Origin of the sequence: Stutzerimonas nosocomialis (assembly GCF_005876855.1) — a bacterium.
GTDB lineage: Bacteria > Pseudomonadota > Gammaproteobacteria > Pseudomonadales > Pseudomonadaceae > Stutzerimonas > Stutzerimonas nosocomialis.
On record NZ_QLAE01000020.1, the window covers coordinates 75,091 to 89,171 of the forward strand.

Genomic DNA, 14,081 nt, shown 5'->3' on the forward strand with positions numbered 1-14,081 from the left:
CTCAGCCGCCAATCCGGGCGGCGAGCCGGACCAGACTCAGGTCCATGCCGGCCCTGGCCATCAGCGAGATGCCCAGCGGCGCGCCGTCCTTGCTCGCCAGCGGCAGGGACACCTGGGGCAGGCCGCAGAGCACGGCGATGCACAGCAGGTGGTGGGAGAGCTGGCGGGTGTGCTCGATCTCCTCGTCACGGGCGCTGAGCAGCGGCGCCACGTCCGGTACGGTGGGCAGCACCAGCACCCGGTCGCCGAGCAGCTCGTCCATGTGCTGGCGCATCTGCTCGCGAAAGCCGATCGCCCAGGTGACGTCCTTGTCGCTCACCTGGCTCGACCAGAGAAAGCGCGCGGCCACGTCCGGCCCCAGCTGCAGGCCATGGCGTTCGATGGTCTCGCCCTGCGCCTGCCAGGCTTCGCGACCCTGGATATAGCGGAACGCCCAGTAGGCTTCTTCCAGCGACGGCAGTTCGGCCTCCACGCAGGCGAGCGCCCCGCAGCGCGCCTCGATGCGCTGCAGCGCCGGTTCCAGTGCCGCCTGCGAGGCCTCGGGCAAGAGCGCGAAAAGCGCCGGGATGCGCATCAGCTCGGGCGCGTCCAGAGGCCTGGCATCCTCGCCGAGCAGGCACTCGCCGACCGCCTCGAACACCGCCGCGCTGCGGGTGAAATAGCCGCAGGTGTCCATGCTCTTGCACAGCGCCTGGCAGTCCTCCAGCGACACCCGCCCGTGGGTCGGGCGAAGGCCGTAGAGCCCGCAATAGCTCGCCGGGGTGCGCACCGAACCACCGGTGTCGGTGCCCAGGGCGAAGTCGCACAGGCCGTTGGACACCGCCGAGGCCGAGCCGGACGAGGAGCCGCCGGGAATCCGCTCGGGCGCGGCGCCGTTCACCGGCGTGCCGAAGTGGGCGTTCTTGCCGCTCATGGAGAACGCCATCTCGTTGGTGTGGGCCTTGCCCACCATCCGCGCGCCGGCATCGAGCAGCCGCTGCACGGTCGGTGCGGTGCGGGTCTTGATCCCGGACATCGCGAGCAGGTGCGGATTGCCGCCCGCGGTCGGGTAGCCGGCCACGTCGAACAGGTCCTTGACCGCGAAGCTGAGCCCGGCGAGCGGGCCCTGCGGCGCGTGGTCGAGCGCCACAAAGGGATAGGGCATCAGTGCGAAGGGGTAGTCGGACATGTCGCGGCTCCGTGATCGGTGGTGGGTTCGAACAGATGGCAACTGACGAAATGCTCGCTGCCGACCTGCACCCGCGCCGGCACGCTCGCCAGGCAGGCTTCCCCGGCATGCTTGCAGCGCGAGGCGAAGGCGCAGCCCGGCGGCAATCGGCTCAGGTCCGGCGGCGAGCCGGCGATGGTCTCCAGCCGTTCGCCGCGGCGCAGCCCGCCCTGTGGCCGGGCGTTGAGCAGCGCGACGCTGTAGGGATGGCAGGGGTTGCGCAGGAGCTCGCCCAGGGGCGCCTCCTCGACGATGCGCCCGCCGTACATCACCGCCACCCGGTCGGCCACTTCGACTGCCGCGCCGATGTCGTGGGTGACGAAGATGATCGACAGCCCCAGTTCGCGCTGCAGCTCGCGCAGGAGGATGAGGATCTGGATCTGCACCGTGGCATCCAGCGCGGTGGTCGGCTCGTCGGCGAGCAGCAGCTGCGGCTGGCAGGCCAGCGCCAGGGCGATCATCGCCCGCTGGCGCATCCCGCCGGACATCTCGTGCGGGTAGGCGTCCAGGCGCTGTTCGGGGCTCGGGATGCGGACGCTGCGCAGCGACTCGAGGGCCACCTCGCGCGCTTCCTGGCGGGACAGGCCGCGATGGCGACGCACGCTCTCGATGATCTGCTGGCCCACGGTATAGACCGGGTCGAACGCCAGCAGCGGCTCCTGGAAGATCATCGAGGTCACCGGCCCGCGAAAGGCGCTCAGGTCCTTCTTCGACAGCGCCATGACGTCGCGCCCGGCGATCTCGATGCGCCCGTCGATGCGGGTGCTGCGCTCCGGATGCAGGCGCATCAGCGAGCGCAGGGTGACGCTCTTGCCCGATCCTGACTCGCCGATCAGCGCGACCACCTCCCCCTTCCCCACCTGGAGGCTCACGCCGTTGACCGCCTCGATGACCTTGCCGCCGCTGGAAAAGCGCACGTGCAGGTCGCTGACCGCGACCATGGGCTGCGGCGTTGCATGCTCTGCTGCGTTCATTAGGCCTCCTTGGCCAGCCGTTCGGCTGGCGGACTGCAGGAATGACCGCCACCGGGCACCACCATCAGGCAGGCCGCGACATGGGCCTCGCCGGTCGGCTGCAACGGCGGCTTGCGCGTGCTGCAGACCGGTTCGGCATGGGGGCAGCGGGTATGGAAGCGACAACCCTCGGGCGGGTCGATCGGACTCGGCGGATCGCCGCTCAGCGGTGACGCCTCGGTGCGCCGCTCGGGGTCCATCGACGGCATCGAACTCAGCAGCGCCCGGGTGTAGGGGTGACAGGCGCCGGTGAACAGCGCCTCGGCCGGGCCGACCTCCACCACCTCGCCCAGGTACATCACCAGGATGCGGTCCGACAGGTAGCGCACCACGTGCAGGTCATGGCTGATGAAGACGTAGGTCAGGTCCAGGCTCTGCTTGAGGTCCAGCAGCAGGTTGAGCACCTGGGCCTCGACCGACTTGTCCAGCGCCGAGACCGCCTCGTCGAGGATCACCAGGCGCGGCTCCAGGGCCAGCGCCCGGGCGATGTTGACCCGCTGGCGCTGGCCGCCGGAGAGCTCGTGCGGGTAGCGTCCGGCGAAGCGGGAGGGCTCCAGGCCGACCCGAGCCAGCAGGTCGCGGGCGCGGGCCAGCGAGTCCTTGCCCGACACGCCGTGGACCTTCGGCCCGAAGGCCACCGATTGCTCGATGGTCAGGCGCGGGTTGAGCGAGGAATAGCTGTCCTGGAAGACCATCTGCACCTGCCGGCGGAATTCGCGCAGCGGCAGCTGGTGGGAGCCGACCTCCACGGCATCGAAGATCAGCTCGCCGCTGTCCTGCTCGATCAGCTGCATCAGCAGCCTTGCCGTGGTGGATTTGCCGCAGCCGGACTCGCCGACCACGCCCAGCGTCTCGCCCTTGAGCACGGTGAAGCTGATGCCGTCGACGGCGCGCACCACGGCCTTGCGGCCCAGCGACCCCTTGACCGGAAAATGCCGCACCAGCTTCCTGACGGTCAGCAGCGGCTGCGCCGGCCCGCCCAGGTCACGTTTGCCTTTCGCGTTGGCGTTCATCGGTCAGCTCCGAATGGCCATGGCGGCCCGCAGGCGGTCGGCCAGGATGTTGAAGGAGATCGAGGTGATGAAGATCATCAGCCCCGGCAGCGCCGCCACCCAGGGCTGGGTGTAGATCGCGGTGCGCAGGGTGTTGAGCATCAGCCCCCATTCCGGCTCCGGTGGTCGCACCCCGAGGCCGAGGAACGAGAGCCCCGAGGCGAGGATCATCGACACCGAGATCAGCCCGGTGGCGAAGACGAAGATCGGCCCCAGCACGTTGCCCAGCACCTGGGTGCGGATGATGGTGAAGGCGCTGGCGCCGGATGCCCGCGCCGCCTCGATGTAGTCGCGGTTGCGCACCTGGGTGGTGACGCTCTCGGCGACCCGGGCGATCTGCGGGACGAACACCAGGGTCAGCGACAGCAACGCGTTGTCGATGCCCGCCCCCATCGCCCCGGACAGCGCGATGGCCAGCAGCACCGAGGGGAAGGCGTAGAACACGTCCACGGTGCGCATGATCAGGGTGTTGGTCAGCCCGCCGGCGTAACCGGCGACGATGCCGACCGCGCTGCCGATGACGAACGCCAGCAGCACCGGCGTGATGCCCATGAACAGCGACAGCCGCGCCCCCAGGATCAACCGCGAGAGCATGTCGCGCCCCAGCTCGTCCGAACCCAGCGGGTAGCCCGCCGTGCCGATCGGCTGCAGGCGCCTGAACATTGAGGTGGCATAGGGATCGGAAGGCGCCAGCCAGCTGCCGAACAGCGCCATCGCCAGCAGCGCCAGGATCACCGTGCCGACCAGCAGCGCGATACGGTCGCGCAGCAGCCGGGCGCCCACCGAGGTCCAGTAGCCGGGCGAGGTCTGGATCGGTGGCGCGACGTTATGGCCGAGATCTGCCGTCATCTTCATCCCCTCTTGATCCGCGGGTCGAGCAGGGTCTGGAGGATGTCCACCCCGAGGTTGAGCAGCACGAAGAACAGCGCCAGTACCCAGATGGTGCCCTGCAGCAGCGGCAGGTCGCGCTGGAAGATCGCCGAGTTCAGCAGCAGCCCGGTACCGGGCCAGGCGAACACCGTCTCCACCAGGATCGAGCCGCCCATCAGGTAGCCCAGCTGCAGGCCCATCACCGCCAGGGCGGTGGGCGCGGCATTCTTCACCACGTGCCAGAAGATCGCGTAGTCGGTCATGCCCTTGGCGCGCAGGCCGACGATGAACTCCTGGCCCAGGGTGTCGGCCACCAGCGCCCGCACCGTGCGCGCGATGATGCCGGTAGGGATCACCGACAGGGTGATGGCCGGCAGCACCATGAACTGCAGGTGCTCCCAGTCCCAGGCCCAGCCTTCGGCGCCCATCGGCCCGCCACCGGTGGCCGGCAGCCAGTAGAGCTGCGAGGCGAACACGATCACCAGCAGCATGCCCAGCCAGTAGTGCGGCACGCTGACGCCGAACACCGAGAACGCCGAGGCCAGCTTGTCCACCCAGGTGTCCTGGAAGTAGCCGGCGACGAAGCCGAACAGGCAGCCGAAGAAGAACCCGATCAGCGTCGCCAGCGCGGCCAGGCGCAGCGAGTTGATCGCTGCGGTCATCACCTCGCCGAACACCGGCCGGCTGGTGGCGATCGAGGTGCCCAGGTCGCCCTGCACCGCGTGCCACAGCCACTGGAAGAATTGCACCGGCAACGGCTTGTCGAAGCCGTAGACGGCGATCATCTGCGCCCGCAGTTCCTGGGACGCGTCCGGTGGCAACACCGAGACCAGCGGGTCACCCGGCGCCAGGTGCACGAGCATGAAGCACACCAGCGCGACGCCGAGCATGATGGGGATCGCCAGCAGCAGCCGGCGTACGACATAGGCGCCCATTGGCTGCTCCTCACTCCATCGACATGGTGGCCAGGTCGATGAACCAGCTCTGCGGCTGCACCACCCCTTTCACTTTCGGCGAGATCGCCCGTGGCCCGACGTCATGCGCCACCCAGAGGAACGGCGTCTCGTCGACCAGGGTCGCGTGCAGCTCGGCCGCCGCGGCGTCCATTTCGTCAGGATCGAAGGCGTTGCGCGCCTTGTCGATCAGCGCATCGAGCTTCGGATCGCTGAAGAAGCCCCAGTTGTTCGAGACCGGCGGGAAGGCCTTGGAGCTGGTGAAGCGCACCATGCCGAAGTACGGGTCCATCACCGCGGCGCTGACGTTGATCGCGTTGGCGCCCTGGGCGGCCGGGTCCTTCGCGCCGAGGCGCCAGTTGGTGAACAGCGTGTTCCACTCGGTCACGTCCAGGGTCACGTCGAAATAGCACTCGCGCAGGCTCTGCTGGATGTACTCGTTCATCGGCAGCGGCTGCATCTGGCCGGAGCCCGAGGCCGAGGTCTGCACGCGCACCTTGACCGGCTTGCTCTGGCTGAAGCCCGCCTCGGTCATCAGCTTGCGCGCGGCATCCGGGTCGTACTTGATCTGGAAGCTGGGGTTGCCGCGCCAGGGCGAACCTTCCTCGTAGGTGCCGGTGGCCTCTTCCATGTAGCCGCCGAGGAAGGCCTTGAGTTCGGAGCGGTTCAGGCACAGGTTCGCCGCCTGGCGCACCTTCTTGTCCAGCCAGGGCGAGCCGGGCAGGAAGGAGAACTGCCAGGGCCAGAGGTGCGGCTGGGCGTTGGAGTAGATGACGAAGCCGCGGCTCTTGATCTGCTCGACGGCATCCGGCGCCGGCGCCTCGATCCAGTCGACCTGGCCGGACAGCAGCGCCGCGGTGCGGGCGTTCGCCTCGGGCAGCGGCAGCAGGACCACGTTGTCGATCTTCGGCACCCGCGCAGGGTTCCAGTAATCCGGGTTCTTCGCCAGGCGCAGTTGCTGGCGCGGCACCAGGCGCTCGACCTTGAACGGGCCGCTGCCCACCGCGTGGCTGGCGAAGGCGGTCCAGGCCTGCTTGCTGCGCGCCGCCGGATCGGTCACCGAGGCGGGCACGGCGTCGAAATCCTTCTGCCAGGCGCTGGGGGAGACGATGAACAGGTTGGTCAGGTTGAAGGGCAGGAAGGCGTCGGGCTCGGAGGTGGTCAGCTCGACGGTGTGGTCGTCGATCTTGGTCGCGGTGCGCAGGGTCGGCATGCGCGACACGGTGTTGCCGATCTGCGCCGGGTCGTACTGCGGGGCAGCCTTGTCCAGCACCTTGCCGACGTTCCAGACCACCGCATCGGCGTCGAACGGCGTGCCGTCGTGGAAGGTCACGCCTTCGCGCAGCGTGAAGGTCCACTTGGTGTGATCGTCCGGATTGACCTTCCACTCGGTGGCCAGCCCCGGCACCAGCGCCGCGGGCGCCTCGCCCTGGGACAGATCCCACTGGACCAGCGAGTCGAAGATCGGGATTCCGGTGAAACGGTTGCCCTCGTAGCCCTGGTCGGGCTGACCATGGGTCAGGGGAATGTCCGCAGCGGTCATGCCGATGCGCAGCGTGGTCTGGGCCTGGGCGGGCAGCGCTGCGAGCGCCAGTCCGGTTGCCAGGGTGAAGGGAAGCGTGAAACGACCTACAAAGCGGCTCGCGGCATTGGGCATTGCGTACGTCCTCACAGGTTTGTGTGAAGGCAGTAACGCAAAGGCCGTACCAGCCATCGGCGCAGGCACCGCCGCGTTCGCCGATTTATCGTTCTGTTTCAGTGACTTGAAAAATTCGAACCGGTTGCGAACGGAGCGCTTCGGACAGCGGTTCCGCTCGCCTGGCGGGCGCTGCGCTCGCCGGCTGGGCACGAACGGACCGATCGGTCCGCTTCGGTGCAGCCCGGGCGCCCGCTGACGGGCAGCGGCACCGGGCAGTGCCCGATCCTTGGGCGGCGCGCCGTCAGGCGCTGATGCGTTGGGCCGCGCGGGCGCCCTGGGCGGCGTGGAGCATGGCCCGCAGCAGTACCGCGCACCCGGCGGCCAGGTGCTCGGGCTCGGCGTTCTCGATCTCGTTGTGGCTGATGCCGCCTTCGCAGGGCACGAAGATCATCGCGGTGGGCGCCAGCTCGGCGAGAAAGATGGCGTCGTGGCCCGCGCCGCTGACGATGTCCATGTGTTCCAGCCCGAGGGCCGCGGCGCCCTGGCGAACCGCATCGACGCATTCGTCGGCGAAGTACAGGGGCGGAAAGTCCGCCGTCGGCGTCAGCCGGTAGCTCAGCCCGTGGCGGGCACAGGCCGCTTCGATCACCGCCTTCACCTCGTCGATCATGCCGTCGAGGCGCGCCTGTTCGAGGTGGCGGAAGTCCATGGTCAGGTGCACCTCACCCGGGATCACGTTGCGCGAGCCGGGCTTGAGTTCCAGGCAGCCGACCGTCGCGCAGGCGTGCGGCTGGTAGGCATGGCCGACGCGGTTGACCTCGCTCACCACCTGCGCCGCGCCCACCAGCGCATCGCGGCGCAGGTGCATCGGGGTCGGGCCGGCGTGGGCCTCCAGGCCCGTCAGGGTCAGGTCGAACCACTTCTGCCCGAGCGCGCCGAGCACGACGCCGATGGTCTTGCCCTGATCCTCGAGAATCGGCCCCTGCTCGATGTGCGCCTCGAAATAGGCCCCCACCGGATGGCCGCTGGCCGGCCGGTCGCCGTCGTAGCCGATGGCCTTGAGCGCATCGCCGACCGAAATCCCGGCGATGTCGGTCTTGGCCAGGGTGTCCTGCAGGCCGAACTTATCGGCGAAGACCCCCGACCCCATCATGCACGGCGGGAAGCGCGAGCCCTCCTCGTTGGTCCAGACCACCACCTCCAGCGGCGCCTCGGTCTGCACGCCCAGGTCGTTGAGGGTACGCATCACCTCCAGCCCCGCCATCACCCCGAAGCAGCCGTCGAACTTGCCGCCGGTGGGCTGGGTGTCGATGTGGCTGCCGGTCATCACCGGCGGCAGGGCGGGGTTGCGCCCGGCGCGACGGGCGAAGATGTTGCCGACCTGGTCGACCGTCACCGTGCAGCCGGCCTCCCGGCACCACTGGCAGAACAGGTCGCGGGCCTGCCCGTCCAGCGCGGTCAGCGCCAGGCGACAGACGCCGCCCTTGGCGGTGGCGCCGAGCTGGGCCAGGTCCATCAGCGATTTCCACAGTCGCGGACCGTTGATATGCAGGGCGCTGGTTGAGAGAACGTCTTCGACACTGTTCATGCTGCCTCCTGTGGCGTGGCGAGCATCGCCATGACGCATCCGGGGGCGGCGCGCCAGGGCGATGCTAGGTATTGACCGAGCCGATGAACTGCGCGAGCTCGGCGGTTTGCGGATGGGCGAAGAGTGTTTGCGGATGGCCGGTCTCGTGGACCCGCCCTTGGTGCATGAACACCAGCTTGTTGCCCACTTCGCGGGCGAAGCGCATCTCGTGGGTGACCAGGATCAGGGTCATGCCCTCGACGGCGAGCTGCTTGACCACGGCGAGCACCTCGCTGACCAGCTCCGGGTCCAGCGCCGAGGTGATCTCGTCGCACAGCAGCACCCGGGGCGACATAGCCAGCGCCCGGGCAATGGCGACCCGCTGCTGCTGGCCGCCGGAAAGCTGCTCGGGATAGGCGTCGAACTTGTCCAGCAGGCCGACGCGCTCGAGCATCTGCCGCGCCAGGGCACGGGCTTCGTCGCGGCTGGTCTTCTTCACCACCTGCGGCGCGAGCATCACGTTCTGCCCGACGCTCAGGTGCGGGAACAGGTTGAACTGCTGGAAGACCATCCCGACCTTCTGCCGCAGGCTGCGCAGATTGGCGCGCGCGGCGTCGAGGTATTCGCCGTCGACCTCGATCACCCCGTCATCGATGGTCTCCAGGCCGTTGAGGGTTCGCAGCAGCGTGCTCTTGCCAGACCCGCTGCGGCCGATGATCGCCACCACGTCGCCAGGCTCGACGGTCAGGTCGATGCCCTTGAGCACATGCAGGTCGCCGTAATACTTGTGCAGCGCGGTGATTCTAAGCAGTGACATTGAGCTTCCTTTCCAGGTGGCGGGCGTAGAGCGACAGCGGATAACAGAGCAGGAAATAGCCGACCGCCACCAATCCGTAGACGAGGAAGGGCTCGAAGGTGGCGTTGGCCAGCATCGAGCCGGTCTTGGTCAGCTCGTTGAAGCCGATGATCGAGGTCACCGCGGTGCCCTTGACCACCTGCACCGAAAAGCCCACGGTCGGCGGCACGGCGATGCGCAGCGCCTGGGGCAGGATGACGTGGCGCAGCTGTTCGCCGCGGGTCAGCGCCAGGCTCGCCGAGGCTTCCCACTGCCCGCGCGGGATCGCCTCCACGCAGCCGCGCCAGGTCTCGGCGAGAAAGGCGCTGGTGAACAGCGTCAGGGCCAGGGCCGCGGCGAACCAGGGCGAGATGTCCCAGCCCACCAGCGAGACGCCGAAGAACACCAGGAACAGCTGCATCAGCAGCGGTGTGCCCTGGAAGACTTCGATGTAGCCGCGTGCCAGGACGCGCAACGGCTGCAGCGTCGAGGTCAGCCCGACCAGCACCAGGAGCCCGCTGAGGGCGCCGAATACCAGGGCGACCACCGACAGCAGCAGCGTCCACTGCAACCCGGTGAGCAGGTTGCGCACGATATCCCAGAGGGTGAAGTCCATCAGCGGCGCGCCTCCACGACCGAGCGCCCGAACCAGGCCAGCAGCTGACGGATGAGAATCGCCATGGCCAGGTACACCAGGGTGGTCAGCAGGTAGGTTTCGAAGGCGCGGAAATTGCGCGACTGGATGAAGTTGGCGGCGAACGTCAGCTCCTCGGTGGAAATCTGCGAGCACACCGCCGAGCCGAGCATGACGATGACGATCTGGCTCGACAGCGCCGGCCATACCTTCACCAGCGCCGGGCGCAGCACCACGTGGAGGAAAGTCTCGAAACGGCTGAGCGCCAGCGCGCTGGCCGCCTCGATCTGCCCGTGGGGAATCGCCAGGATGCCGGCGCGGATGATCTCGGTGGAATAGGCGCCCAGGTTGATCACCATCGCCAGCGCGGCGGCCTCCAGCGCGCTCAGGCGAACGCCCAGGCTCGGCAGGCCGAAGAAGATGAAGAACAGCTGCACCAGGAACGGCGTGTTGCGGATCAGCTCCACGTACACCCCGAACAGGCGGTCGAAGGGTTTCAGCTTCCAGGCGCGCACGACCGCGCCGAGAATGCCGATGCCGACCCCGAACAGCGTGCCGATCGCGGTCAGCGTCAGGGTCAGCAGCGCGCCTTCGAGCAGCAGATCGCCGTGGGCCAGGACCGCGGCGAAATCGAACTGGTAATTCATCGAGCCGGGCCGATCAGAGATCGGCCGACAGCGGCTGCTTGAGCCATTTCATCGAGATGTCGTTGAGGCTGCCGTCGCTCTTGGCCTCGGCCAGGATCGCGTCGACCTTCTGCTGCAGCGCCGGCTGGTTCTTCGCCAGGCCGATGTAAGTCGGCGAGTTCTTCAGGTTGAGCTTGATCGCCGGCACGCGCTTGGGGTTGCGCTCGGCGATCGCCGCCATCACCACGTTGCCGCTGGCGATCAGTTCGACCTGGCTGGACAGGTAGGCCGCGATGGTCGAGTTGTTGTCCTCGAAGCGCTTGATGTTCGCGCCCTTGGGCGCCACCGCCGAGAGTTCCATGTCTTCCACCGAGCCGCGGGTCACGCTGATGGTCTTGCCGGCCAGGTCATCGAGGCTGGCGACCTGGCTGTCTTCGGGGCCGAACACGCCGAGAAAGAACGGCGCGTAGGCCTCGGAGAAGTCGATCACCTGCTCGCGCTCGGCGTTCTTGCCGAGACTGGAGATCACCAGATCGACCTTGCCGGTGGTCAGGAACGGGATGCGGTTGGTGCTGCTGACGGGCGTCAGGGCCAGCTTCACGCCGAGCCTGTCGGCGATCAGCTGCGCCGTGTCGATATCCAGGCCGCGCGGCTTCATGTCCGGCCCGATGGAGCCGAAGGGCGGGAAATCCTGCGGTACGGCGACGCGCAGTTCGCCGCGCTTGGCGATGTCCTCGAGCAGATCGGCACGGGCCACCCCGGCGAAGAACACGAGGCTGGCGAGCAGGAGGGTGAACAGCGGTCGGCGGTGTCTGGACATAACGGGGCATCCGGTAGGGTGGAGACCGGGCCGTTGCATTCCCCATGCCACCGGCAAGCCGGTCGGCTCGCCAGGGCGCGCCCCGCGCCGTCCCGGTGGCCTTCGAGGCCTCCCCCGTCCGCTGCATGCACCGCTGCCGGCGCAGGCCGATGCACCAGGGTCGCCCGCCCGCCCTCTAACGGCGCGCACGCGAGCCCTGAGCTGGTGCGCCGATCCCCGAGGCCGCTGACCGGTCTTCGCCCTACTCGTCCAGCTCCACCTTCGGGTCGATGCGCCGGCAGGGCTTGGCCTCCTCGTCTTCCAGCTGCAGGAACAGCGCCGCCGCCAGCATCGCCAGGCCGCCGACGCAGAGAAAGGTCAGGTGGAAGGCTCGCAGCACCGCCTCGCCGTCGGCCCCGGGCGCGGTGAAGCCACCGAGCAGCGCACCGGCCGACGCCACGCCCAGGCCCATCGACAGCTGCACCACCACCGAGAGCAGGCTGTTGCCGCTGCTGGCGTCCTCGTCGCGCAGGTCGATGAGGGTCACGGTGTTCATCGCGGTGAACTGCATCGAATTGACCATGCCGATCAGGCCCAGGTGGATCAGCAGCCAGACCCCGGGAGTGCCGGGTGTGATCAGGGCCAGGCTGGCGATCAGGCCACCGAGCAGCAGGGTGTTGCCGGTCAGGATGCTGCGGTAGCCGAAGCGGTCGATCAGCGGCTTGGCCAGGGGTTTGATCGCCATCGCGCCCAGGGCCAGCGGGATCATGGTCATCCCGGCCTGAGCCGGCGAGTAGCCGAGCGCCACCTGCAGCAGCAAGGGCGTCAGGAACGGCAGCGCCCCGCTCCCCAGCCGGGCGAAGAGGTTGCCGATGATGCCCACCGCGAAACTGCGGGTCCGGAACAGCGCCGGGCTGAACAGCGGACGCTCGACGCGCCCGGCCCTGAGCCAGTACGCGGCCAGGCAGGCGACGCCACCGAACAGCAGGAGCATCACCCGGGCGTGGGGCATGTGCAGCTCGCCGAGACCTTCCAGGGCGATGGTGATCAGCACCATCGCCCCGCCGAACAGCACGAATCCCGGCGTATCGAAGCGCGTGCGCTCGGCGCCGCGCAGGTCCGGCATGAAGCGCAGGGCGGCGAAACAGCCGAGCGCGCCGACCGGAATGTTGATCAGGAAGATCCAGTGCCATGACGCGTACTCGACCAGCCAGCCACCGAGCGTCGGCCCCAGCAACGGGCCGACCAGACCGGGCAGCGCGATGAAGGTCATCACCCGCACGAACTCACTGCGCGGATAGGCGCGCAGCACCACCAGACGCCCCACCGGCAGCATCAGCGCACCGCCCATGGCCTGGATCACCCGGGCCACGACCAGCTGATTGAAACTGCTCGACAGCGCGCAGAACAGCGAGCCCAGGGTGAACAGCAGGATCGCCGAGAAGAATATCCGGCGGGTGCCGAAACGGTCGGCGATCCAGCCGGAGGCCGGAATCAGGAGCGCGACGGTGAGCATGTAGCTGATCACCACGCCCTGCATGCGCAGCGGGTTCTCGGCCAGGTCCTGGGCCATAGACGGCAGCGCCGTGTTCAGGATGGTCCCGTCGAGGGTCTGCATGAAAAAGGCGATGGCGACCAGCCAGGGCAGTACCCGGGCGGTCTGCGGGTCGAGTGAAGCCGACTGAGGCATGGGGCGTTTTCCAGTGGAGAGGCGCAAGCCAGGGCCGGACCCGTGCGGGCCCGCTGGCTTTTGCAGTAGGAAAGAACGTATGGCGGTCCGCCGTCAATCGGACGAAGCGGTGAAGCAGCGCCGATGCGCCGGGCGTCGCGCGGCCCCGTTCGCTCGTTCGGACCCGGGTCGCGCGGCTCGCTCAGATGCCCTCGTCGCCTTCGTATTCCTCGGTGGCCCTGGCCACCATCCTGCGCCATTCCCCCGACTCGCCCGCCAGCAGGCGCATGGCCTGGAGGCTCGACTCGAACGCGGCGCGGTAATGCTGCGGATCGTTTTCACTGACGGCGCGCTCGGCGTGCGCCCGCGCCTGGTCGAGCAGCGCATCGAATGCATCGTGGTCCAGTGCCATGGGGGTGCTCCTCACTCGAGTGGTTATCCCGTGTAGACCGCGCCGTCGCCCATCGATTCATCAGGCGCGAGAAGATCGGCAGGCCGAGCGCAAACCATGACCGAGGACAATATGCCGCGCACGAGGCGGGTTAAATTTAGCCTCCGAGCGGACTCGATGCGGCAATAATCGAGTCCAACGGGAGCGGGGGCCGCCCCGTCCATTAGCCTGAGGAAGTAGATATGAAGAGAATTCTGGTGTCATTGCTCGCCCTGGGCGGCGCATTGAGCCTGCAACCGGCCATCGCCGCCGACGGCGAGGCGCTGTTCAAGGGCAAACCCTGCGTGGCTTGCCACAAGGTCGATGCCAAGCTGGTAGGCCCCGCCCTGCAGGATGTCGCCGAGAAGAACGCCGGCGTCGCCGGGGCCGCCGATACCCTGGCCGCCCACATCAAGAACGGCAGCCAGGGCATCTGGGGCCCGATCCCGATGCCGCCGAACCAGGTCACCGAGGAAGAAGCCAAGGTCCTCGCCGAGTGGATCCTGACCCTCAAGAAATGACCTGCCAACGCCAGCCACCGCCTCGGCTGGCGTTCCCCTTGCGCCCGCCTCTCTCCACCACCCGTTCCAGCTGTCGGGAAGTCTGGCCTGACCGCGCGGTACGGATCACGGATCAGCCGCCAATCGCGCCACCCCGGCCCCACATCGCCGCACCCGGTTTGATCAGAAACATCCGCGGCGTGCTCTTCGCGGCCAAGACCGCTCTCACTGAATCTCCGCTCCCACAGAAACCCCGCGCCCGTGGGGGCGGTTGAGGACGCCTAGTT

The 14,081-nt window shown here is 68.3% G+C and carries 14 protein-coding genes; 1 reads left to right on the plus strand and 13 read right to left on the minus strand.

The features are described from left to right. Position 1 precedes the first annotated feature (1 nt). The 13 genes from DN824_RS13740 to DN824_RS13800 form a co-directional block, all read right to left on the minus strand. Positions 2 to 1,168, minus strand: coding sequence for an amidase (locus tag DN824_RS13740; protein WP_138408968.1), 1,167 nt, complete (start codon positions 1,166 to 1,168; stop codon positions 2 to 4). After that, positions 1,144 to 2,181: an ABC transporter ATP-binding protein gene (locus tag DN824_RS13745; RefSeq protein ID WP_206666166.1), complete on the minus strand. Its 1,038-nt coding sequence runs from the start codon at positions 2,179 to 2,181 to the stop codon at positions 1,144 to 1,146. Before DN824_RS13745 ends, DN824_RS13740 begins: the two co-directional genes overlap by 25 nt. Next, positions 2,181 to 3,233, minus strand: a complete 1,053-nt coding sequence (locus DN824_RS13750; RefSeq protein ID WP_138408969.1) for an ABC transporter ATP-binding protein — start codon at positions 3,231 to 3,233, stop codon at positions 2,181 to 2,183. Before DN824_RS13750 ends, DN824_RS13745 begins: the two co-directional genes overlap by 1 nt. Before the next feature lie 3 nt (positions 3,234 to 3,236). Beyond that, positions 3,237 to 4,121, minus strand: a complete 885-nt coding sequence (locus tag DN824_RS13755) for an ABC transporter permease (RefSeq protein ID WP_241663922.1) — start codon at positions 4,119 to 4,121, stop codon at positions 3,237 to 3,239. A gap of 2 nt (positions 4,122 to 4,123) precedes the next feature. Continuing rightward, positions 4,124 to 5,077: an ABC transporter permease gene (locus tag DN824_RS13760; protein ID WP_138408971.1), complete on the minus strand. Its 954-nt coding sequence runs from the start codon at positions 5,075 to 5,077 to the stop codon at positions 4,124 to 4,126. Positions 5,078 to 5,087: 10 nt separating this feature from the next. Beyond that, positions 5,088 to 6,752, minus strand: a complete 1,665-nt coding sequence (locus DN824_RS13765) for an ABC transporter substrate-binding protein (protein WP_138408972.1) — start codon at positions 6,750 to 6,752, stop codon at positions 5,088 to 5,090. 283 nt (positions 6,753 to 7,035) lie between these two features. After that, positions 7,036 to 8,322 (minus strand): Zn-dependent hydrolase, encoded by a 1,287-nt coding sequence (locus DN824_RS13770; RefSeq protein ID WP_138408973.1) that lies wholly within the window; start codon positions 8,320 to 8,322, stop codon positions 7,036 to 7,038. A 64-nt stretch (positions 8,323 to 8,386) separates the two neighbouring features. Then, positions 8,387 to 9,118: an amino acid ABC transporter ATP-binding protein gene (locus DN824_RS13775; RefSeq protein WP_138408974.1), complete on the minus strand. Its 732-nt coding sequence runs from the start codon at positions 9,116 to 9,118 to the stop codon at positions 8,387 to 8,389. Further along, positions 9,105 to 9,755, minus strand: coding sequence for an amino acid ABC transporter permease (locus DN824_RS13780; RefSeq protein ID WP_174236517.1), 651 nt, complete (start codon positions 9,753 to 9,755; stop codon positions 9,105 to 9,107). The genes DN824_RS13775 and DN824_RS13780 overlap by 14 nt, the downstream gene beginning before the upstream one ends. After that, positions 9,752 to 10,417 carry an amino acid ABC transporter permease gene (locus DN824_RS13785; protein WP_138408976.1) on the minus strand — a complete coding sequence of 222 codons (666 nt, stop codon included), beginning with the start codon at positions 10,415 to 10,417 and terminating at the stop codon, positions 9,752 to 9,754. The genes DN824_RS13780 and DN824_RS13785 overlap by 4 nt, the downstream gene beginning before the upstream one ends. 13 nt (positions 10,418 to 10,430) lie before the next feature. After that, positions 10,431 to 11,216, minus strand: coding sequence for a transporter substrate-binding domain-containing protein (locus tag DN824_RS13790; RefSeq protein ID WP_138408977.1), 786 nt, complete (start codon positions 11,214 to 11,216; stop codon positions 10,431 to 10,433). A 241-nt stretch (positions 11,217 to 11,457) separates the two neighbouring features. Further along, positions 11,458 to 12,885, minus strand: coding sequence for a multidrug transporter subunit MdtD (gene mdtD / locus DN824_RS13795; protein WP_138408978.1), 1,428 nt, complete (start codon positions 12,883 to 12,885; stop codon positions 11,458 to 11,460). Positions 12,886 to 13,066: 181 nt separating this feature from the next. Continuing rightward, entirely contained in the window at positions 13,067 to 13,276 is a 210-nt protein-coding gene (locus DN824_RS13800; RefSeq protein ID WP_138408979.1) for a hypothetical protein, read from the minus strand. A gap of 221 nt (positions 13,277 to 13,497) precedes the next feature. Between DN824_RS13800 and DN824_RS13805 the strand changes: the two genes are divergently transcribed. Then, on the plus strand, positions 13,498 to 13,815 hold the full coding sequence (locus DN824_RS13805; RefSeq protein ID WP_138408980.1) for a c-type cytochrome: 318 nt from the start codon (positions 13,498 to 13,500) through the stop codon (positions 13,813 to 13,815). The last annotated feature ends 266 nt before the right edge of the window (positions 13,816 to 14,081 follow it).